The organism is Ruminococcus sp. BSD2780120874_150323_B10, assembly GCF_015553695.1.
Lineage (GTDB): Bacteria > Bacillota > Clostridia > Oscillospirales > Acutalibacteraceae > Ruminococcoides > Ruminococcoides intestinale_A.
In genome coordinates this window covers 171,497-193,059 of record NZ_JADNHD010000002.1, presented here as the reverse complement: position 1 = coordinate 193,059, position 21,563 = coordinate 171,497, and the positions used below count along the sequence as shown (strand labels likewise).

Annotated in this window: 19 protein-coding genes; 14 read left to right on the top strand and 5 right to left on the bottom strand. The window is 40.4% G+C overall.

Annotated features, from left to right (window positions below; all coding sequences use genetic code 11):
- Positions 1-27 precede the first annotated feature (27 nt).
- From ftsH to I2E21_RS02450, 3 genes are all read left to right on the top strand, one after another.
- Positions 28-2,037 (top strand): ATP-dependent zinc metalloprotease FtsH, encoded by a 2,010-nt coding sequence (gene ftsH / locus I2E21_RS02460; protein ID WP_279310039.1) that lies wholly within the window; start codon positions 28-30, stop codon positions 2,035-2,037.
- Positions 2,038-2,101: 64 nt separating this feature from the next.
- Complete coding sequence (gene uvrA, locus I2E21_RS02455; RefSeq protein WP_195410313.1) at positions 2,102-4,930, top strand: excinuclease ABC subunit UvrA; 2,829 nt, start codon at positions 2,102-2,104, stop codon at positions 4,928-4,930.
- A 310-nt stretch (positions 4,931-5,240) separates the two neighbouring features.
- Positions 5,241-5,732 (top strand): DUF2798 domain-containing protein, encoded by a 492-nt coding sequence (locus I2E21_RS02450; protein WP_195410312.1) that lies wholly within the window; start codon positions 5,241-5,243, stop codon positions 5,730-5,732.
- 91 nt (positions 5,733-5,823) lie between these two features.
- Here I2E21_RS02450 and I2E21_RS02445 read toward each other — a convergent pair whose 3' ends face one another.
- Genes I2E21_RS02445 through dinB form a run of 3 tightly spaced genes read right to left on the bottom strand, consistent with a single transcriptional unit; the run spans position 5,824 to position 8,254 of the window.
- Positions 5,824-6,708 carry a radical SAM protein gene (locus I2E21_RS02445; RefSeq protein ID WP_195410311.1) on the bottom strand — a complete coding sequence of 295 codons (885 nt, stop codon included), beginning with the start codon at positions 6,706-6,708 and terminating at the stop codon, positions 5,824-5,826.
- An 8-nt stretch (positions 6,709-6,716) separates the two neighbouring features.
- Positions 6,717-6,956, bottom strand: coding sequence for a hypothetical protein (locus I2E21_RS02440; protein WP_195410310.1), 240 nt, complete (start codon positions 6,954-6,956; stop codon positions 6,717-6,719).
- 23 nt (positions 6,957-6,979) lie between these two features.
- Positions 6,980-8,254, bottom strand: a complete 1,275-nt coding sequence (gene dinB / locus I2E21_RS02435; protein WP_195410309.1) for a DNA polymerase IV — start codon at positions 8,252-8,254, stop codon at positions 6,980-6,982.
- Positions 8,255-8,688: 434 nt separating this feature from the next.
- Between dinB and I2E21_RS02430 the strand changes: the two genes are divergently transcribed.
- Positions 8,689-8,949, top strand: coding sequence for a helix-turn-helix domain-containing protein (locus tag I2E21_RS02430; RefSeq protein WP_022235179.1), 261 nt, complete (start codon positions 8,689-8,691; stop codon positions 8,947-8,949).
- A gap of 123 nt (positions 8,950-9,072) precedes the next feature.
- Here the strand turns inward: I2E21_RS02430 and I2E21_RS02425 are convergent, their stop codons facing one another.
- Positions 9,073-10,521 (bottom strand): PLP-dependent aminotransferase family protein, encoded by a 1,449-nt coding sequence (locus tag I2E21_RS02425; RefSeq protein ID WP_195410308.1) that lies wholly within the window; start codon positions 10,519-10,521, stop codon positions 9,073-9,075.
- A gap of 40 nt (positions 10,522-10,561) precedes the next feature.
- Positions 10,562-11,320 carry an SDR family oxidoreductase gene (locus tag I2E21_RS02420; RefSeq protein WP_186934874.1) on the bottom strand — a complete coding sequence of 253 codons (759 nt, stop codon included), beginning with the start codon at positions 11,318-11,320 and terminating at the stop codon, positions 10,562-10,564.
- 193 nt (positions 11,321-11,513) lie between these two features.
- Here I2E21_RS02420 and murD point away from each other — a divergent pair, with 193 nt between their 5' ends.
- The 10 genes from murD to I2E21_RS02370 all read left to right on the top strand — a co-directional run bounded on the left by murD (position 11,514) and on the right by I2E21_RS02370 (position 21,552).
- Entirely contained in the window at positions 11,514-12,905 is a 1,392-nt protein-coding gene (gene murD / locus I2E21_RS02415; RefSeq protein WP_022235176.1) for a UDP-N-acetylmuramoyl-L-alanine--D-glutamate ligase, read from the top strand.
- A gap of 7 nt (positions 12,906-12,912) precedes the next feature.
- A complete protein-coding gene (locus I2E21_RS02410; RefSeq protein ID WP_186934872.1) occupies positions 12,913-13,935 on the top strand; it encodes a M20/M25/M40 family metallo-hydrolase in 1,023 nt (340 codons plus the stop codon).
- Positions 13,928-14,959: a M42 family metallopeptidase gene (locus I2E21_RS02405; RefSeq protein WP_195410307.1), complete on the top strand. Its 1,032-nt coding sequence runs from the start codon at positions 13,928-13,930 to the stop codon at positions 14,957-14,959. Before I2E21_RS02410 ends, I2E21_RS02405 begins: the two co-directional genes overlap by 8 nt.
- 18 nt (positions 14,960-14,977) lie before the next feature.
- Positions 14,978-15,754 (top strand): GNAT family N-acetyltransferase, encoded by a 777-nt coding sequence (locus I2E21_RS02400; RefSeq protein WP_195410306.1) that lies wholly within the window; start codon positions 14,978-14,980, stop codon positions 15,752-15,754.
- A 6-nt stretch (positions 15,755-15,760) separates the two neighbouring features.
- Entirely contained in the window at positions 15,761-17,026 is a 1,266-nt protein-coding gene (locus I2E21_RS02395; protein ID WP_022235172.1) for a methionine gamma-lyase family protein, read from the top strand.
- 435 nt (positions 17,027-17,461) lie between these two features.
- Positions 17,462-18,337, top strand: coding sequence for a dipicolinate synthase subunit DpsA (gene dpsA, locus I2E21_RS02390; RefSeq protein WP_195410305.1), 876 nt, complete (start codon positions 17,462-17,464; stop codon positions 18,335-18,337).
- Positions 18,334-18,906: a dipicolinate synthase subunit B gene (locus I2E21_RS02385; RefSeq protein WP_022235170.1), complete on the top strand. Its 573-nt coding sequence runs from the start codon at positions 18,334-18,336 to the stop codon at positions 18,904-18,906. Before dpsA ends, I2E21_RS02385 begins: the two co-directional genes overlap by 4 nt.
- A 359-nt stretch (positions 18,907-19,265) precedes the next feature.
- Complete coding sequence (locus I2E21_RS02380) at positions 19,266-19,514, top strand: hypothetical protein (protein ID WP_195410304.1); 249 nt, start codon at positions 19,266-19,268, stop codon at positions 19,512-19,514.
- Positions 19,515-19,740: 226 nt separating this feature from the next.
- Positions 19,741-20,256 (top strand): hypothetical protein, encoded by a 516-nt coding sequence (locus I2E21_RS02375; protein ID WP_195410303.1) that lies wholly within the window; start codon positions 19,741-19,743, stop codon positions 20,254-20,256.
- 24 nt (positions 20,257-20,280) lie between these two features.
- The gene (locus tag I2E21_RS02370) at positions 20,281-21,552 is read left to right on the top strand and encodes an O-acetylhomoserine aminocarboxypropyltransferase/cysteine synthase family protein (RefSeq protein WP_022235167.1); all 1,272 of its coding nucleotides are present in this window, start codon (positions 20,281-20,283) and stop codon (positions 21,550-21,552) included.
- Positions 21,553-21,563: the final 11 nt, after the last annotated feature.

Below are 21,563 nucleotides of genomic sequence, written 5' to 3'. Positions count from 1 at the left end.
TCATAATATAAAAAGGAGTGATTCCTATTGGACAAAAAACTGCGTAACATAATTATTTATATCACTGTTGCGGTTATGGTTGTGCTCGGTGTGGCATTTTTGATGACCAAAAATTCATCTGAAAGTTACACAACCTCTCAACTGGTAAATCTTTTTAAAGAGGACAAGGTTCAGAGTTATACCGTCAACTACGGAACAGGTGCGATTGAAATTACACTTAAAGAGGGTGTAAAACTTAAACCCGCAAAGGACATCGCTACAGCTGACAGCATTATTCAGGATACAACGGATGATAATATCACAGCTACAGATCCTGACGGAAAAAATGCCAAGAGCTCAGCAAAAAATGTTGTTGTAAGAGGTACTCTTGCCGATATTGAAAGATTTATTGACGATGTTTCCGTTTACACCGCATCGGCGGACGAAGCTGTTTCTTATGATTATATCAAAGGCAGTGACAACACACTTTTATATGAATTTTTGCCTATACTTGTAACGGGAATCCTCTTTGTAGTTGTATGGATATTCATTATGAAGAAAATGGGCGGCGGTCTTGGCGGAAAAGAAATGAACTTCGGCAAGGCTAAAATCAAAAATACAAATGACGAAAAGCGCAAAACCACATTTGAAGATGTTGCAGGCGCAGACGAAGAAAAGGAAGAGCTTGAAGAAATCGTTGAATTCCTAAAAGCTCCGGATAAGTATAATAAACTCGGCGCAAGAATCCCTAAGGGTGTACTCCTTGTAGGCCCTCCGGGTACAGGTAAAACATTGCTTGCAAGAGCTGTTGCAGGCGAGGCAGGCGTTCCGTTCTTCTCAATTTCAGGTTCCGACTTTGTAGAAATGTTTGTCGGCGTCGGTGCGTCAAGAGTTCGTGACCTCTTTGAACAGGCTAAGAAGAACTCACCGTGTATCATCTTCATTGATGAGATTGACGCCGTAGGTCGCCAGAGAGGCGCTGGTCTTGGCGGCGGTCACGATGAGCGTGAGCAGACACTTAACCAGTTGCTTGTAGAGATGGACGGCTTCGGAGCAAACGAGGGCGTTATCCTTATTGCCGCAACTAACAGACCTGATGTTCTCGATCCTGCTCTTATGCGTCCGGGCAGATTTGACAGACAGGTAATCGTAAGCTATCCTGACATCAACGGCAGAGAAGCTATCCTTAAGGTACATGCTCGCAAAAAGCCGCTTGCTCCCGATGTTAAGCTCAAGACTATTGCAAAGACAACAGCAGGATTCACAGGTGCAGACCTTGAGAATCTCCTTAACGAGGCTGCTTTGCTTGCTGCAAGAAAGAATAAAAAAGCCATTACTATGGAAGAAATCGAAGAGGCTACAATCAAGGTTGTAGTCGGTGCAGAGAAAAAGACAAGAGTTATGAGCGACAAGGAAAAGAAACTTACCGCTTATCACGAGGCAGGTCACGCAATCTGTTTCCATGAGCTTGCTACACAAGACCCTGTTCACGAGATTTCTATTATTCCGAGAGGTATGGCAGGCGGTTATACAATGCCGTTGCCGTCTGAAGATAAGTCTTACAACTCACGCACAGAAATGCTTGAAGACATCGTAGTATGTCTTGGCGGTAGAGTTGCGGAGGCAATCATTCTTGATGATATTTCAACCGGTGCGTCTAACGATATTGAAAAGGCTACAAAGACTGCCCGTGATATGGTTACAAAGTACGGTATGACTAAGGAACTCGGCTGTATTTGTTACGGCAAAGACAACAGTGCCGTATTCCTTGGCAGAGATATGGGTCATACTCAAGATTATTCAGAGCAAACTGCCGCTAAGATTGACGAGCTTATTCTTGAGATTGTCAACAATGCTTACGACAGAGCAGAAACCATTTTGAAGGATAATATTGATAAACTTCATGAGGTTGCAGCTTACCTTATTAAGCATGAAAAAATGGGCGGCGAAGACTTTGAGGCTGTTATGAACGGCACTTATGTTGAGCCTGTTGAGGCAGAAGATGCCGAATCCGAAGAGGATAATGCAAATACTGCTGAAAACAAAGATAACGAATAATAATTTTTATAGCCTCTCTTTATGAGAGGCTATAATTGCTAAATAAAGGAAAAAGGGGAAAGAGATGGAACACGACAAAATTATAGTAAGAGGAGCTAAAGAGCATAATCTGAAAAATGTCAATGTTGAAATTCCGAGAAATAAACTTGTTGTAATAACAGGTCTTTCGGGTTCGGGCAAAAGCTCGCTTGCTTTTGATACTATCTACGCCGAGGGACAAAGACGCTATGTAGAAAGCCTTTCTTCTTATGCAAGAATGTTTTTGGGACAAATGGACAAACCGAATGTAGAGAGCATTGAGGGATTGTCACCTGCTATTTCCATTGACCAAAAGACCACATCGAAAAATCCTCGTTCAACCGTCGGCACCGTAACCGAAATTTACGATTACCTGCGTTTGCTTTATGCAAGAGTCGGTATTCCGCACTGCCCTGTTTGCGGCAGAGAAATCAGACAGCAGACGGTTGACCAGATAGTAGATAAAATTATGTCTTACGACGAGGGCACAAAAATTCAGGTTTTGGCTCCTGTTGTGCGTGGCAGAAAAGGCGAGCATGTAAAGGTACTCGAAAGTGCAAGAAAATCGGGTTTTGCGAGAGTAAGAGCAGACGGAATTGTGTATGATTTGTCAGAAAAAATTCCGCTTGAGAAAAATAAAAAACATAATATAGAAGTAATTGTTGACCGACTTGTAGTAAAGCCTGAAATTACTTCAAGACTTTCTGACAGTATAGAAACCGCCTCTAAACTTTCAAACGGTATCATTCTTGTGAATATTGTCGGCGGAGAAGATGTAATGTTCTCACAGAAGTATTCATGCCCCGACCATGGTGTGAGTATTGAAGATTTATCGCCGAGAATGTTCTCTTTTAATAATCCGTTCGGTGCTTGCCCTAAATGTACGGGCTTGGGCGTATTTCTTAAGATTGACGAAAATAAAATTATTCCCGATATGAGTAAAAGTGTGCGACAGGGCGCTATAAAAGGAAGCGGCTGGGCAATGGAGGGCAGTTCCATTGCGGCTATGTACTTTGAGGCACTTGCCGAAAAATATAATTTTTCACTTGACGCACCGTTGTCGGAACTATCACCTGAAATTATCAGAATTTTGCTTTACGGTACAGGTGACGAAATCTTGACTATTCACCGTAAATCGGTTTACGGCAGTGGCAGTTACGAGCAAAAATTTGAGGGAATTATAAATAATCTTGAGCGCAGATATAAGGATACTTCGAGTAATTGGATTAAGGAAGAAATCCAAACATATATGTCGGAAATTCATTGCGATGAATGTCACGGCGACAGGCTTTCAAAAGAGAGCCTTGCCGTAACGGTCGGCGGAATTAATATTGCGGATTTCTGTAAAAAATCCGTTGTATCTGCGCTTGAATTTCTTGATACAATTGAGTTTACCGAAAAAGAAAAGATTATTTCTGCCGAGATTGTAAAGGAAATCCGTGAACGACTTAACTTTTTACAGCGTGTCGGACTTGGCTATCTTACGCTTTCCCGTTCTGCAGGAACGCTTAGCGGCGGTGAAAGTCAGCGTATACGACTTGCAACTCAAATCGGCAGCAGTCTTATGGGTGTGCTTTATATTCTTGATGAGCCGAGTATCGGTTTGCACCAGCGTGACAACGAAAAACTTTTGAGCACGCTTAAAAGACTTCGTGACTTGGGCAATACGGTTATTGTTGTTGAGCACGATGAGGATACTATGTACGCTGCCGACTGTATTGTCGATGTCGGACCCGGTGCAGGTGTGCACGGCGGAGAAATTGTGTGCGTAGGCGATGTTGATGAGATCAAGGCTTGCGAAAAATCAATTACAGGTCAGTATCTAAGCCATAAAAGAGTTATTCCTGTTCCCGAAAAACGCAGGGAGGGCAACGGAAAATTTATTGAAATTCTCGGTGCCGCCGAAAACAATCTTAAAAATGTAAATGTAAAGATTCCGCTCGGCAAACTTGTTTGCGTAACGGGCGTTTCGGGTTCGGGAAAAAGTTCACTGATTAATGAGATTTTATACAAAACTCTTGCCCGTGATTTAAACAAAGCCAAGATTATTCCGGGTAAAAACAAGGGCATAAAAGGCATTGAAAATCTTGATAAGGTAATCGACATCAACCAAAGCCCGATCGGAAGAACTCCACGCTCAAATCCTGCAACTTATACGGGTGTGTTTACCGACATAAGAGCACTTTTTGCCACAACTCAAGACGCTAAAATGAAAGGCTTTTCACAAAGCAGATTTTCTTTTAATGTAAAAGGAGGCAGATGTGAGGCGTGTCAGGGCGACGGTATTATAAAAATCGAAATGCATTTCCTGTCCGATGTTTATGTTCCTTGTGAGGTGTGTAAGGGCAAGAGATATAATCGTGAAACCCTTGAGGTGAAGTACAAAGGCAAGTCGATTAATGATGTTTTAGAGATGACTGCCGAAGAGGGAATGGAATTCTTTGCAAATATTCCAAGGATTTACCGCAAACTGAAAACGCTTTGTGATGTGGGGCTTGGCTATATCAAAATCGGTCAGCCTGCTACTACACTTTCGGGTGGTGAGGCACAGCGTGTAAAACTCGCAACCGAGCTTGCAAAGCGACCGACGGGCAAAACGGTGTATATTCTTGATGAGCCGACTACGGGACTTCATATTGCCGATGTTCACAGACTTATTGATGTTCTTCAACAGCTGGTTGATACGGGAAATACGGTTGTGGTTATCGAGCATAACCTTGACCTTATAAAGACTGCCGACCATATTATTGACCTTGGACCCGAGGGCGGAGATATGGGCGGAACTGTAATTGCAGAGGGTACTCCCGAAGAAGTTGCAAAAAATGAAAATTCATTTACAGGTCAGTATTTAAAACCGTTTTTAAATATGAATTAAACAGCGTTGTGGGATAATTATGGTTTAACAAACTGTTATAATTGTTTTACGAATATTTCGATAAACCATAATTTACCTCAACTATTGAAAAACTTAATAAAAATTATTAAACAAAACGCAGGCTGATACTTAGAAATCTAAGTATTGCCTGCGTTTAATAAAAAAATTCTTGACATTTATTTGTTAGTATGCTATTATATTCAAGCTGATTTCAGCAAAATACAACATAATATGGTCTTATTGGAAACGCACATCCTCCGTGATGATAACGAACAACACATAAATATTGTTATCATGGGAGGACTTTATTATGCCAAAAAACAAACTTGAAGATGCAGTATTCACCGCCATTATGGCGACCGTTATGGTGTACGGAATGATTATTTACAATGTTGCACTTAATACGGGCAAGGTTGACGGAACAACTTTTCTTGCGGCAACGCACGAACTGATTTTTATGGCTCCGATCGCTTTTATTCTTGAATTTTTTATAGTCGGCAAAATTGCCGCAAAACTTGCGTTTACGGTAATGAAACCCACTGACAGACCGCAGTTTATTACATATGCAATTTCAATATGTATTTGCTGTATTATGTGTCCGATAATGAGTCTTATTGCAACCTGTTTGTTCAAAATACCGTCAGTCGGTACATGGGTGCAGACATGGGCGCTTAATTTTCCGATGGCTATTTGTTATCAGATGTTTTATTGCGGCCCGTTTGTTCGTCTTGTTTTCAGATTAATTTTCCGCAGAGGAAAAAACAAAGAAGAAAACAAGCAGATTTCTGCGGAAAAAGATTAATATATTTTAGTTACAAAAGATATACAGTTGATTTAATTTTCATTGTATATCTTTTTTATTTATTAGAATTTGTTGATGCTAAATTATCCTTTTATAAATTATCAAACAAACTTAGCTGTATATTCTGATTTTCATATTTATTTTCGTATTTGCGAAGGTATGAAAACACCCTGTCAATTCCAAACATAATTCCCTCATTTTGACAGACATTTTCAATCCTTTTCATAAGGTAATCGCTGTTCGGACTTAAAACTTCATATGAATTTCCGTAGGTTCTCATATATCGTTCTTTCATACCGGGGAAAAATCTGTCGAGTTGACTGTAAAAATATTCTCTGTCGCCGTTTCGCAGTGTAACTCCTATGTTAAAGCAAATAATGCCCTTAACGCCCGATTTGACACAATAATCAAGCAAAGCGTCTATATTTTCTTTGGTGTCGTTTATAAACGGTAAAAACGGAGAGAGCCATACAACAGTCGGAATTTTAGCCTTTTGAAATTCTTTCAGAGTATTTACTCTTTCTTCGGTTGTCGAAACATTGGGTTCAAGAATTTTACAAAGTTTTTCGTCGGCGGTTGTAAGAGTCATTTGCAGTACGGATTTGCTCTTTCGATTAATTTTTTCAAGAATATCAATATCACGCATAACGCTTGACGATTTAGTATGAACGGTAACTCCGAAAGAATATTTTTCTATAATTTCAAGGCATTTTCTCATAATTCTTAAATCTTTTTCAAGCGGAATGTATGGGTCGCTCATAGCGCCCGTACCAATCATACAAGGTTTTCTTTTAGACGATAAAGCCTTTTCCAGAAGTTCGGGTGCGTTTTCTTTTACTTCAATATCTTCAAATTTATGTTTCATCTGATAGCAGTCACTGCGTGAATCACAGTAAATACATCCGTGCAGACAACCTCTGTATATATTAATGCCGTTTGAGGCGGATAAAATTCCCTTTTCTTTGACTTTATGCATAAAATACCTCAATTTTCTTTTACTTCAACAAACCATTTATTTTCTTCGAGAAAAATATATCTTTCTTTTCCTAAAATTCTGCAGGTATATCGAATACCGCAACCGCCTGCTTTTAAAGAGGTGGCATAGCGTACATCTATTATGCGGTCGATGGGATAGCGTTTGTTGTCATCCCAGAAAATATAATTCGGTACGAGGCTGCCGTCACAGTCAAATGTTGCAGTAACCTTAACATATTTCTTAAACATAATAGCCTCCGATAAGCGTTAGTTCACAGATAACCGACAGGGTGAATTGTGTGTTCGTCTTTTGGATTAAAGGCAGACAGCCCTCTGTCGGTTAAAAGTGATGCGGGACGAATGATATAATTGCCAAAGCGTTGCTTTAATTTATCCAAGGTTTTATCAAGCTTTTCTTCTGCGATTATTTTTCTTTCGTCCGAAAAAATATCCATTTGTCTGGGAATGTTATTGTGTGCAAAATCCGTAACTGATACGCCGATGCTTCTTAGAGGTGATTTATTGTCAAAATTCTCTTTGAACAGTGCCATAGCGGCTTTTGTAATGTCGCTTGTCAGGGAAGTGTAGGTATTTAAAGTATGTTGCCTTGTAATTGTGGAAAGCCCCGTGTCACGCATACTCACACACACAGTTTTGCCCACAAATCCTTGTTCACGCATTCGTCTGCATACGCTGTCGCAAAGGACATAGGCTATAACCTTGATGTCGTCAAGATTTTTTAAATCACGCACCGCCGTGGTTGAATTTCCTATAGATTTTACCTCTGAATATTCACCGATTCGAGCAACGGGTGAGGAATCATATCCGTTTGCAAAGCCGTAAATCAGGTCGCCCCATTTGCCGAGGTGAGTCCTCAACAGACCGATTGGAGCATTTGCAATGTCGCCTATGGTGTATATTCCTATCTGTTCAAGTTTTTTTCGTGTAGCACCGCCTACATACAGCAAATCGCCGGCAGGTGAATTCCATACAAGCGTCTTGTAGTTATCCCGTGTAATGCAGGTGATTGCGTCAGGCTTTTTGTAATCACTGCCGAATTTGGCAAAAATCTTGTTAAAGCTGACACCTATGCTTACCGTGATACCGATTTCGTCCTTTACACGCTGTGAAATCTCCTTGGCAATGGTGAGTGCGTCATTTTTATAGTCTTCTGAAATGTCAAGCCACGCTTCATCGAGACCGAAAGATTCGACCATATCGGTGTAATCGGAGTAAATTCTGCGTACCTTGTAGGAAAACTTCTTGTAAACATCAAGTCTTGCGGGAACAGTCAGAAGTTGAGGGCATTTTTTCTTTGCCTGCCATATAGCTTCTCCTGTTTTTATATTGTACTTTTTTGCCTCTTCGTTTTTCGCAAGGATGATTCCGTGTCTGTTCTCGGCATCACCGCTCACCGCAACGGGTAAATCTCTTATATTCGGATTTAAAAGACATTCCACGCTTGCATAAAAACAGTTGCAGTCGCTGTGCAGAATAGCACGGTCATTTTTATATAGCTTTGAATTTACTGTGTCACAAATTTTCATACAAAATCATCTCGAACAAATGTTTTATTAAATTATAGAACAGATGTTCTTAAAAGTCAAGAGGTAATTTAAAATTTCTAAATGATTACATTTTGTAACCGTTTGTAACTTTTGCAAAAAATATCTCTTAAATATATGTTTTTATGTATTTAACATCTTTCAACATTCCAAAAAGGAATATTAACATAACTCACATTTTTCCACATATGAACTAAAAATCTAATAATCTGTGAATTATCGACAATATAAATTAACTTTATTTGTTAGTATTCGCTAAATATTATGCTGTTGCAATTGAAATTTCAAAAAAATTTCAATTTTTTAAAAATATTTACAAAAAAGTCTTGTTTTTTTTCTCATAAAGTAATATAATAAGTCTACAATGTTTTTAAAGAATTTTAAAAAAGAAATATAAATTTTGGGGAGAGAGAAAAATGAGACTTCGTAAACAGGATTTGGGCGACAGAAACTTGATTGGACACAGAGTTGAGAGCGTTCGTAAGCAAAAGGGAATGAAACAAAAAGAACTCCTTGCTCAGCTTCAGGTAAGCGGAGTAGATATGAACGCATCGGGTCTTTCTAAGCTCGAGGGACAGATCAGATTTGTAACAGATGTTGAGCTTGTTGCGCTTGCAGACATTCTTGAGGTATCTGTCGATTATCTTCTTGGCAGAGATGAGAAGATTAAAAATTAATTTTGCTTGATTGTTTTTATTATATTATTTCCTACCATTAAAACAGGTGACTTTACAAAAGTAAGGTCACCTGTTCGCTTTGTACGGTTGTTTGTGAAATGAGAAATTCGGACTTTAAAAAGTTTACTTTTTCTCTTGCTGTATTACATCGCATATTCTCTTTATACCTGCGTCTATTTTGTCAACGGAAATACCCGAAAAACTTAGGTTCAGTGCATTGATTTCTGCTTTTTCGGGCATTACCGCAATGTTGTTTTCGTCAAGTTTTTTTCGTATTTCGTTATAATCGGAAATTCCTTTTATTTTTACCGAAATATAAAGCGAGGTTTCGTTGAATATTATCTGTGTGTCGCTGCCAAAATACTTATATACGCAGTCTGTTATTTGTTTGCTTTTTTCAAGATAAACTCGCCTTGCTTTTCTTAAATGAGCGTCAAGTCTGCGGTTTTCAAGATATTTTGCAAGTGCGTTCTGCTCGGTTTTTGAGGCGGTCTGATTTATGTACGGGCTGATTTGTCGGTATTTTTTCAGCAGTTTGTCGGGCAGTACCATATAGCTGATTCTGACCGACGGCAAAAGAATTTTTGAAAATGAGCCGAGATATACCGTGTTTTCAATGTCGTAATTCTGCACGCACGGCATAGGGTGTGTACTGTATCTGAGCTCGCCGTTATAATCGTCCTCAATGATAATGCAATCGTTTTCTTTTGCCCACTTAATAAGCTCAAGTCGGCGGCTTACGGGCATACTCATACCGTTTTCAGCAATAAAATTCGGATTGATAAGCACCATATCGGGATTTATTTTTTCGAGAGAGGATATGGTAATTCCCTTGCTGTCCGTATCAAAATACTTTATATCAAGTCCTAAGGTTTTAAAAATAAATTCCGCCTGAATGTAGCTTGATTTTGCCGTTGCAACGGTTTTGTTCGTGCCCACAAGAGAACACAAAAGGTAGAGCAAAAGCTGTGTTCCTGCGCCCACAACAATGTTTTCGGCACTTGTATTTACGCTCCGCACTCCGAGGCTGTATTTTTGCAGTGCATTTCTAAGCACGGTTTCGCCCTGCGGTTCGCCGTACGACATAAGCATATATCCCGTGTTTATTACCTCTTTGACATACTTTTTCCATTCGTCAATATTAATGATTTTATCGTCAATGCTTTTGCCGCTGAAATCGTAGTCATATCTTTTAATCTGTGCAATTGCGGAGCTGTGCGTATTTTCGCTTTTCTTTGGGGCGTTTTCAAACTGTGCCTCAACATAATATCCGCTTTGCGGCTTGTTTTTGATGTAACCCTCAACGCAAAGTTGTTCGTAAGCTGCGGATACAGTGGTTTTTGATACCTCAAGTCCGCTTGAAAGCTGGCGCACTGACGGCAGCTTTGTATTCTTTACAAGACTTCCGTTTTCCACGGAACGCCTTATTGATGCGTAAATCTGCATATAAAGCGGAGCACAAGAAGTTTTGTCAATAATTATAAAGTCATAGAGCATAGTATCACCCTTAGATATTTTAGCATTTAACTTGTTTTTAAGCAATACGCAAAATAAAAAACGAGAGTAAGACAAATCCTACTCCCGTATAAATTTAATTGTATGTGACAGAGCATTAGAGCGACGCACCGAAATCGCTTACTAAAATCTGACCTGTAAGTGCCTTTGAATTATCGGATGCGAAAAATTCTATAATATTTGCAACATCTTCTGCCATACAAGGCTTTATCTTTAAGTCAGCGTGTTTGCTCATTGCACCAAACATTTTCATATCAAGATTTTCAGGCTTCATATTCATAGTCATAGGTGTAACTATTGTACCCGGACAAATTGCATTACAGCGAATGTATTTGTCGGCAAGAAGTAAAGCGGTATGCTTTGTAATACCGATGATTGCGGATTTGGTGGAAACATAAGCCGCACCGCCACCGCCGTTTACGCCCGCAACAGAAGCAACATTTACGATAGACGAACCCTCTTGCATATATTCAAGAGCCGCACGAATACACTGCATTGTACCGACCTGATTAATTGAAATCAATTTTTGAATTTCAACATCGTCAAACTTATCGATAGGGGCAAGACCGGTGTCGAGAACACCCGCATTGTTTACCAAAATATCAATACCGCCGAATTTATCTACGGTTGCTTTCATAAGATTTTTGCAATCTTCATCTTTTGAAATGTCGGTCAAAACGGTAAGCACATTACCGCCTTCTGCTTTGATTTTAGATGCAACCTCATCAAGAGCCGCCTGTCGGCGTGCACTGATTACAACATTTGCTCCGCTTTTTGCAAAGAGCATAGCCGTTGCGGCACCTACTCCTGAATTACCGCCTGTAATTACAGCGGTTTTTCCTTTTAAATTATACATAAATCCTCCTTTTGCGTACTGTATCTGTAAAAATAATTGTATCATATGTACTTGTTTAAATCAAGTATTTAAAGTCGAAAAGCATTTGCGAAAATTTATATTGCAATATGCTGTTTACGGTTGAATTTTCTGTTATAACAAGGTATAATTAAATATGTATGTAATTCTTACTTTATAAAAAGGGGATAGTTCTATGAACAACTTAGCAGATAAGTTTTTTGAAAGTATAAAGGGTAAAAAAGTCGGTTTTATCGGTATCGGCACAAGTAACTTGCCTTTGATAAAACTGTTTTCGGATAAAGGCGCAGTAGTTTCTGCATATGACAAAAAAGATTTTGAATCACTCGGTGAAAATGCCGTAAAAGCCAAAGAATACGGCGCAGAGCTTGTTTTGGGCGAGGATTACCTCTCAAAACTTGACGGCGACATTATTTTCCGCAGTCCGGGCACACCGTTTTACAGACCTGAACTTGTTGCATTAAGAGAAAAAGGCGTTGTACTCACTTCCGAGATGGAAGTGTTCTTTGACCTCTGCCCATGTAAAATCATTGCAATTACAGGTTCCGACGGCAAAACCACAACCACAACAATTATCTCCGAATTTTTGAAAGCAAGCGGTGTGAATGTACACCTCGGCGGCAACATCGGCAAGCCTTTGCTCCCTGAAATTGAGAGCATTAAAGAGGACGATGTGGCAGTGGTTGAGCTTTCAAGTTTTCAGCTTATTTCAATGAGAAAAAGTCCTGATGTTGCAGTGGTTACAAACCTTGCGCCGAACCACCTCGACATACATAAGGATATGCAGGAGTATGTGGATTCAAAGAAAAACATCGTACTTCACCAGAATGCTTTTTCAAAGGCAGTGCTTAACCTTGACAATGAAATTGCAAATTCTTTCTCTGACAGCGTTCGTGGTCAGCTTGCAAAATTCAGTGTAAAAGAAAGCCTTGCAAACGGCGCTTATCTTGACGGTACAACTGTTTGCTACAGCGACTACGGCAAGGTTACAAAGATTATGGACATCAAGGATATTAAAATTCCGGGTATGCACAATGTTGAAAACTATCTTGCCGCTATTTCCGCTGTATGGGGAATGGTTGATATTGAAACTATTAAGGCTGTTGCAAAGACTTTCGGCGGTGTTGAACACAGAGCGGAGTTTGTAAGGGAGTACAACGGAGTTAAGTATTACAATGATTCCATTGCATCAAGCCCTACAAGAACAGCACTCGGCACGCTCTCGCTCTATGATGAAAAAATCATCATCATTGCAGGCGGTTACGACAAGCATATTCCTTATGAGCCGCTCGGCCCTGTAATCAACGATAAGGTTAAGGTTCTCATTCTTCTCGGCGATACTGCTCCGAAGATTGAAAAAGCCGTTGTTGAGGCTGAAAACTACAACGAAAATGAAATTACAATCATAAATGTTACCAATATGGAAGAGGCAGTTGAGGCTGCCGTAAACCACGCCGAAAAAGGCGACATTGTTTCGCTTTCTCCGGCAAGCGCAAGTTTTGGTTTGTACAAGAATTTTGAGGAAAGAGGAAATCATTTCAAGGCTATTGTAAACGCTTTGAGATAATGTGAATATGAAACAGCTTTTATTTGATTTATGCCGCATAGGCGGAGTATCGGGCAGTGAAGAGCCAATCGCAAAGTTCTGTGCCGAAAAACTCTCTGCCTTTGCTGATACAACTATAGATAAAAACGGAAATGTAATCGCTACACTCGGCAATGCAAATGCAGACAAAACGATTTTGCTTGACGCTCACCTTGACAGAATAGGCTTTATTGTGACTTCGATTAATGAAAACGGTTTTGTTAAGGTTGCCTCCTGCGGCGGAATTGATGTAAGGGTATTGTCAGACGCTGTACTTGTATCTTGTTCAGACGAGCCTGTTAAAGGAGTGGTATGTTGTATGCCTCCGCACCTGTCTGACGGCGGAGAAGATAAAGCAGCTCCTATTGACAAGGTATGGATTGACTTCGGTTTGCCTTATGAAAAGGTAGCCGAGAAAATCAAAATCGGTGATGTTCTTACATTTTACGGCGAACCGAAGGAACTTATGAATAACAGAATTACCGCTCCCGCACTTGATGACAGATGCGGTATTGCCGCTCTTATCAGATGTGCCGAGCTTATCGGTAAAAAAGAACTTTCGTACAAGGTTGTTATTCTTTTGAGCGTTCAGGAGGAAACTTACGGAACAGGTGCTAAAACAGGTGCTTACCGGATTAATGCCGACGAGGCAATTGCCGTTGATGTAAGTTTTGCATCTCAACCCGATGTAAGCGGTCAATATGCAGGCGTTGAACTTGCAAAAGGTCCGATGATTTGCATTTCTCCGATTCTTAGCAAGGCTATGAGTGATAAACTCATTTCTGTCGCTAAGGAAAAGAACATTCCTTTTCAATATGAGCCTATTTCGGGTACAACGGGCACAAATGCTGACCATATTTCTGTTACAAAAAGCGGTGTAGCTTCTGCCGTTGTTTCGATTCCGCAAAGATATATGCATACTCCGATTGAAGTTATTGATATTTCTGATGTAGAAAATACGGCAGCTCTGCTTGCTGAATATATTATCGGCGGAGGTGCTTTTAATGACTGATTTTAAATTGCTTGAAAAACTCTGCACTGTCGAAGGTATTTCGGGTGACGAAGGCAGTGTAAGAGAAATTATTATAAACGAAATAAAGCCGTTTGCCGATGAAATCAAAACGGATAACCTCGGCAACATCATTGTGTTTAAAAAAGGCAAAAACCGAGCAAAGGCAAAACTTATGCTTTCGGCTCATATGGACGAAGTGGGCTTTATGGTAACGGATATTACTTCTGACGGTTACCTTAAATTTGATGAAGTCGGCGGTCTTGACAGACGGGTTGTGCTCGGCAAAACTGTAACCGTAGGCAAAAATAAGGTAAACGGTGTAATCGGTGTAAAGCCTATTCATTTAAGCAAATCAGATGAAAGAACCGCTGTGCCGAAGTACGGCGAAATGTACATTGATATCGGTGCAACAAGCAAAGATGATGCGCTAAGCGTTGTAAGCTATGGCGACAGTGTGAATTTTAATTCTATATACGAAAATAACGGCTATACAATCAAATCAAAGGCTATTGACGACCGTTTTGGCTGTCTTGCGCTTATTGAGCTTATAAAAAGCGAACTTGAGTATGATATGCACTTTGTGTTTGCCGTACAGGAAGAAGTCGGACTGCGTGGAGCAAAGGTTGCGGCGTACAGCGTAGACCCTGAATTTGCCATTGTTGTGGAAACCACAACCGCAGCGGATATTGCAGGTGTTGAAGAAACAAGACAGGTGTGCAATCTCGGTGACGGTGCGGTTATTTCTGTAATGGACAGACGCACAATTTACGATAAGAGAATGTCTGAAATGGCTTTTGAATGTGCCAAGGAAACGGGTGCAAAGGCTCAATATAAAAGAGCGGTTGCAGGCGGCAACGATTCGGGCGTAATTCACCAGAGCAGAGGCGGAGTAAAAACCCTTGCAATTTCACTTCCTTGCAGATATTTGCATAGCAGCGTTACAGTTGCGAATGTAAGCGACTGCGATGATATTATAAAAATTGTGTCGGCACTTGCAAATAAGATTGCAGGTGGAGAATATTAAACGAAAGGATTATGACAGATGATATTGACTGCCGATAATTGCGATAAATTTATCAGCACAATAGAAAGCCTTGACGGACTTGATCCTTTTGCCTGCCGCATAATTTCGCTTTGTACAAGTTACAATCCGCATCTTCCGTTTGTGGATTATTGGACTGTTTTTGATGACGAAAGCAACACTGCAACGGGAGCAATCGCACGAAACGGCACGGATTTTATTCTTTTTCTGACCGATAAAACGGATATAGACGAAGTATCGACTTTTATGCGTGTGGCAGGTGCAGCTTCGGTAATTTGCAGTAATAAATACAGCCTTGATTTGTTCGGATACGAAAAATCGCAAGGTCCTATACTTGTACGCAAAGAGGAATTATCTGAAAGCGATAACTTAAGAATAGACACACCGCAGATAAAAGAGGCTTACGAGCTTATTGCAAAGGCGGCGGATAAATATTTTACTCCGCCGAAATTTGAGGATTTTTATGTGGATATAAACCACAAACTGCGCCACGGCACAATGCGGCTTCTCGGGTTGTATGACGGAAACGACCTTGCGGCTATTGCAATGACTGTTGCGGAAAGCAGGCAGGGCGCTGTAATCGGTGCGGTTGCGTGTCTGCCGAAATTCCGTAACAAAGGTTACGGTACATACATAGTAAATCACCTTACAAATATTCTTGTAAAAGAGGGCAGAAGTGTGTTTGTACACAGGGCGGAGAATGCAAACAAGGCATTTTACGATAATTTAAAATTCAACTGCTTTGACAGCTGGTGTGAATACCATTTTAAAGGATGATAAATTTTGAGTTTTTTTGATATAGACAACAGAATAATCGAGGCCTCGCAAAAGGCTATGGAGCTTTGCAAAAGCAAGCTTGATGAAATTAACGATATTCAGGAATACAATCAGCAGAAGATGATAAAAGCCTTTCAGGAGGCAGGGGTAAGAGAAAGTCATTTTTCGGGTTCAACAGGCTATGGCTATGACGATTTCGGCAGAGATGCTCTCGACCGTGTGTATGCCTATGCTTTTGACGCCGAGGACGCACTTGTAAGACATAACTTTGCAAGCGGCACACATACTCTTACGGTTGCTCTTTTTGGTATTTTAAGACCGAACGATACCATGCTTTCCGTAACAGGTATGCCGTATGATACAATTCGCTCGGCAATCGGACTTGAGGGCAATTATCCCGGGTCGCTAAAAGATTTTGGCATTAACTTTGAAATGGTTGATTTAAAGGCTGACGGCACTGTTGATTACGAGGCAGTCGAGCAGAGAATCAGAGAAGAAAAGCCGAAAATGGTTTATATCCAGCGCTCAAGAGGATACAGCATAAGACCTTCGCTTACATACAGAGAAATCAAAAAACTTTGTGAAATTTCCAAAAAAGCGTCACCAAAGTCAATTATTATGCTCGATAACTGCTATGGCGAGTTTGTTGAAAAGGTTACTCCAATGTCTGTCGGCGTTGATATTATGGCAGGTTCGCTCATTAAGAATGCAGGCGGCGGAATTGCTCCTACGGGAGGATATATCGCAGGTAAAAAAGAACTTGTCGAGATGTGCGCATACAGACTTACAACTCCGGGTACGGGTAAGGAAATCGGTGCAACGCTCGGCAACAACCGTGAACTCTTTATGGGTGCTTATCACGCTCCGTTTGTGTCTTGCGAGGCATTAAAGACGGCAGTGTTTGCATCGGCTCTTTTTGAAATTCTCGGTTATGATACAACTCCTAAATACAGTGAAAACAGGGGAGATATTATTCAGCTTATTATGCTCGGAAACGAAGAAAAGCTTTGCAGTTTTTGCGAGGGAATACAGAGCGGCTCTGCCGTAGACAGCTTTGTAAAGCCCGAACCGTCGGATATGCCGGGTTATGAAAGTCAGGTAATTATGGCGGCGGGTGCGTTTACACTCGGCTCGTCAATCGAACTTTCCGCAGACGCACCGTTAAGAGAACCGTACGCAGTATGGATGCAGGGCGGACTTAATTTCTGTTCGGGCAAACTCGGCGTAATGCTTGCGGCGGATAAGATATTAAAGAAAAGCGAAGAAAATTAAAATATAATTTGACATTTTATTTTTACCGAACTGCTCATAATGTATGGGCAGTTTTTTCTTTTGAGGTTTTTTATCAAAAGGCAGAAAGTTTCGATTTAATAATTAAAAAATTTAGGCCAAGCCTTTTTAAAGGCTTGCGGGTTTGGGCAGCGCCCATAAAATCTTCCGATATAACAATTTATCGTGCGCAAACAGCCACGCTGATTGGCTATCGTTAGATTGCATAAACGGAAAGTATTTGTGGGCTTTGCCCACACCCACGACCTTTGATAAGGTCGACCAAACTTTTATAATTGCTTTTCCGATTTATTCCGCTAAACCATAATTTAATAATCTTCCAAAGCATTTAAGACAGAACCTCTTTTAAATAACACATAAATTCCGACTTTGCATAATATACCATTGTAGAGAATAATTATTGTGCGGGTGTTAAAAATGAAAAAATCAGAGCTAAAAGCCTTTGGCATAATTGGTGGAGATAAACGGCAGCTTTTTCTTGCAAAGTCAATATCAGACTGTTGTTACGATGTAATTCTCGGCGGTTTTGATAAGCTGAAAAGCCTCGGTGCGATTGAAATATCCGACATAAAAACCGCAATTTCAAAATCAGATGCAATAATTTTCCCTTTGCCGTCAATTTGCGCAGACGGTACGGTAAACACGCCGTTTTCGGACAACAAAACAAGGCTTGACGAAGAAATGATTTCTCTTTTAAAAGAAAAGCCGATATTTGTTGCTATGAAAAATAAATTTTTAAAAGCATATCCGCAGCTTGCAGACTGCGAGGTTTACGATTATTCGGCAAAAGAGGAATTTGCGGTTGCCAATGCGTTGCTCACCGCCGAGGGAGCGGTTGAAATTGCGATGAATGAGTACGAGGGAACGATTTTTGACAGCAAATGCCTTGTTTGCGGATTTGGCAGAATAGGAAAAATGCTTGCAAAAATGCTGAAATCTCTTAATGCACAGGTCACGGTAAGCGCAAGAAACGAAGTCGATTTTGCGTATATAGACGCACTCGGCTGCAAACACATCAACACAAATGCTCTCAAAAGCGTAAAGGGATACGACCTTGTTTTTAATACAATTCCCGTTATGATTTTTGACAGCGACTTGCTTATGAATACAGACCGCAACACCATTATAATAGACCTTGCCTCACTTCCGGGAGGAGTGGATTTTGAGGCGGCACGCAGGTACAAAACCGATGCCGTTCGTGCCTTGTCATTGCCCGGTAGAACCGCACCAAAGGCAGCGGGAGAAATTATCAGAAAAACGATTTTTAACATAATCAAGGAGGTTTACAGGTGACAAAAGCAACCATTGGCTATGCAATGTGCGGTTCCTTTTGCACCTTTTCACAAGCCTTTGAACAAATGCAGAAGCTTGTTGATTCAGGCTACAGGGTACTTCCGATAATGTCAGGTAACGCCTACTCAACAGATACTCGATTTGGCAAGGCAGAGGAAATGGTTAAAACTTGCGAGGATATAACAGGAGAAAAGGTACTTCACACCTCGGTGCAGACAGAGCCGATAGGACCGAAAAAAATGTGCGATTTACTTCTGATAGCACCTTGCACAGGCAACACACTTGCAAAGCTGTCGCTCGGCGTAACCGACACCTCGGTAACAATGGCGGCAAAATCACATCTGCGTATTCTGCGGCCTGTACTTTTGTGCGTTGCAACAAACGACGCACTCGGAGCGTCTGCGCAGAACATAGGCAGACTTATGAACACAAAGAACATTTATTTTGTCCCGATGCGGCAGGATAATTGCATTAAAAAGCCAAATTCACTTGTGGCTGATTTTTCTAAAATAGAAGAATGTGTAGAGCTTGCACTGCAAGGCAAACAACATCAGCCGATATTTATATGATACAAAACAACAGTTCCGATTTCTGAATAAGTCAGTCAAAAACGGAAAATATACAAAACGCCCCTTTACGGTATAATGCAATCAAAATTACCGTAAAGGGGATTTTTATGGCAAAAAAGTGTTTTTTATAAATAATTGGCACGATTGCCGATATATTCTAAAGGCTGAAAAGAAGAGAATGACTTATGAAAAAGATAATTTTTGATAATATTATAAAATATATTGACAAATACCGCAAAATGCAGTAATTATACAGGCTTTAACAAAAAATATTTTTTATAAAGGAGAATACACATGAAAAATAATAAAATTAAAAAAATTTTGGACGGACTTTATCTGAAATTCTTACGGTATTTCTTTTGGTAGGCACAATTCCGATTGTTGGAGTTAGTGCTGCTGAAAATGAAGTGGAATACAAATACTTCTTAAATGTAAACGATGTTACATACTTACAAATGCACATTGCAGGCAAAAAAAACACCGACGGTTCGGCTTTTATTGACGAAACAAACAAGCAGTTGTTTGACTGCGTTGATATGAACAAAGACGGCAAACTCTCCGTTGCCGATGTAACAGCACTGCAGATTCATATATCACAGAATAATTAAATAACAACAAACCCTTTCTTGATAAGGTGGCAGGCACAGACTTGCCGCCTTTTGCTTTGTGTGTGAAAAATTTGAATTTTGCGTAAATAAAAAAATAATTCCTATAAAATCACAAATAGTTTACGGTGAGGTATTGCTACATATGCTTTTTTGTGATAAAATGGTAAATAATACGAATTGCAAATAAATTATTGTGATATTTTTTATAAAAAAAGGAAACATTTTTATGAAGCTATGTACTAAATGCAAGCATTTGCACAATGATGAGGACGCAGTGTGCAGTAACTGTAATTCTCCTCTTGAGAGCATTATCGACGAGAATACTCCCGTATATCTCCTTTCTGCCGAGGGATTTGAGCTTGAGCGTGTTAAAACAGCACTTGAAGACAATTCTATCCCTTGCGACAGCGTTATTAAGGACAAACAGCTTAAAAAGCAGGAATTTATAAATAAAAATTCTGCCGAAAGCGATATTTTGGTTCCTTATGCCGCATATGAAAAAGCCTACGATATATGTATAGGAATCGGCGCAATTAAAGAAGATGATACTCAGGTTCTTGAAGATGCGGTTGAGCAAAAAGACAGTAACGAGCCTACTCTTGACGAAAAATTCGAGAAGATGAGCGGTGTTAAACGCACCACCGTAAGAGTCCTTTCAGCCATTGCTTTTCTTGCGCTTGTTGCTCTTGCAGTGTACGGCACAGATTTTATAACGGGTTTTATAAAAGGTTTATTTGGTTAAATTAATTATTTTGGAGGAAAAACTATGAATATTGAAACAAAATGTGTGCAGGCAGGCTGGCAGCCGCACAAAGGCGAGCCAAGAGAATTGCCGATTTATCAGAGCACTACTTTTAAGTACGACACAAGCGAAGAAATGGGTAAACTCTTTGACCTTGAGGCAGAGGGATATTTTTACACAAGACTTCAAAACCCTACCAATGACAGCGTAGCCGCTAAAATCTGCGCTATGGAGGGCGGCGTGGCTGCAATGCTCACTTCAAGCGGTCAGGCTGCAAACTTCTTTGCTGTGTTTAATATCTGCGAGGCAGGCGACCATCTTATCGCCTCATCTTCAATTTACGGCGGTACATACAATCTCTTTGGTACTACCCTCAAGAAGATGGGCATTGAATGCACATTTGTAGACCAGGATCTCCCTGAAGAAGAACTTGCCAAGCTCTTTAAGCCAAACACTAAGGTTGTATTCGGCGAAACAATCACTAATCCGACTGTTTCTGTTTTTGATATTGAAAAATTTGCAAGACTTGCACATTCACACGGTGTTCCGCTTATTGTAGACAACACATTTGCCACTCCCGTAAACTGCCGTCCGTTTGAGTTCGGCGCAGACATTGTTACTCACTCAACAACCAAGTATATGGACGGTCACGCAACAGCGGTTGGCGGCTGTATTGTTGACAGCGGTAATTTTGACTGGCTTGCTCATGCTGACAAATATCCGGGACTTACAACTCCCGACGATTCATACCACGGTATTGTTTATGCCGAGCGTTTCGGTAAGGCGGCTTACATCACAAAGGCTACTTCACAGCTTATGCGTGACCTCGGTGCTATTCAGTCACCACAGCACGCTTATTACCTCAATATCGGTCTTGAGTCACTTCACCTTAGAATGAAAAAGCATTGCGAAAACGCACTTGCCGTTGCAAAATATCTTAAAAACAACGAAAATGTAGCGTGGGTTTCCTATCCTGACCTTGAAGACGACAAGTATCACGAGCTTGCTAAAAAATATCTTCCGAACGGTTCTTGCGGTGTACTTGCTTTCGGTATCAAGGGCGGCAGAGAAGAATCAATAAAGTTTATGGATTCGCTTAAGTTTATCACAATCGTTACTCATGTTGCCGACGCAAGGTCATGTATTCTTCACCCCGCAAGCCACACACACCGCCAGATGACAGACGAACAGCTTATTGAGGCAGGAGTAGCTCCTGACCTTATCCGCCTTTCTGTAGGTATTGAAAATGCGGATGATATTATCGCAGACCTTGCACAGGCGTTTGAAAAAATTTAAAAATTATACTC

Bases quoted from the DNA above. Each gene is read 5' to 3' on its own strand.
- I2E21_RS02450 (WP_195410312.1), top strand. From the start codon at position 5,241: ATGCCAAAAAACAAACTTGAAGATGCAGTATTCACCGCCATTATGGCG.
- I2E21_RS02420 (WP_186934874.1), bottom strand. From the start codon at position 11,320: ATGTATAATTTAAAAGGAAAAACCGCTGTAATTACAGGCGGTAATTCA.
- I2E21_RS02430 (WP_022235179.1), top strand. From the start codon at position 8,689: ATGAGACTTCGTAAACAGGATTTGGGCGACAGAAACTTGATTGGACAC.
- I2E21_RS02400 (WP_195410306.1), top strand. From the start codon at position 14,978: ATGATATTGACTGCCGATAATTGCGATAAATTTATCAGCACAATAGAA.
- uvrA (WP_195410313.1), top strand. From the start codon at position 2,102: ATGGAACACGACAAAATTATAGTAAGAGGAGCTAAAGAGCATAATCTG.
- I2E21_RS02410 (WP_186934872.1), top strand. From the start codon at position 12,913: ATGAAACAGCTTTTATTTGATTTATGCCGCATAGGCGGAGTATCGGGC.
- I2E21_RS02370 (WP_022235167.1), top strand. From the start codon at position 20,281: ATGAATATTGAAACAAAATGTGTGCAGGCAGGCTGGCAGCCGCACAAA.
- I2E21_RS02375 (WP_195410303.1), top strand. From the start codon at position 19,741: ATGAAGCTATGTACTAAATGCAAGCATTTGCACAATGATGAGGACGCA.
- I2E21_RS02445 (WP_195410311.1), bottom strand. From the start codon at position 6,708: ATGCATAAAGTCAAAGAAAAGGGAATTTTATCCGCCTCAAACGGCATT.
- dinB (WP_195410309.1), bottom strand. From the start codon at position 8,254: ATGAAAATTTGTGACACAGTAAATTCAAAGCTATATAAAAATGACCGT.
- murD (WP_022235176.1), top strand. From the start codon at position 11,514: ATGAACAACTTAGCAGATAAGTTTTTTGAAAGTATAAAGGGTAAAAAA.
- dpsA (WP_195410305.1), top strand. From the start codon at position 17,462: ATGAAAAAATCAGAGCTAAAAGCCTTTGGCATAATTGGTGGAGATAAA.
- I2E21_RS02440 (WP_195410310.1), bottom strand. From the start codon at position 6,956: ATGTTTAAGAAATATGTTAAGGTTACTGCAACATTTGACTGTGACGGC.
- I2E21_RS02405 (WP_195410307.1), top strand. From the start codon at position 13,928: ATGACTGATTTTAAATTGCTTGAAAAACTCTGCACTGTCGAAGGTATT.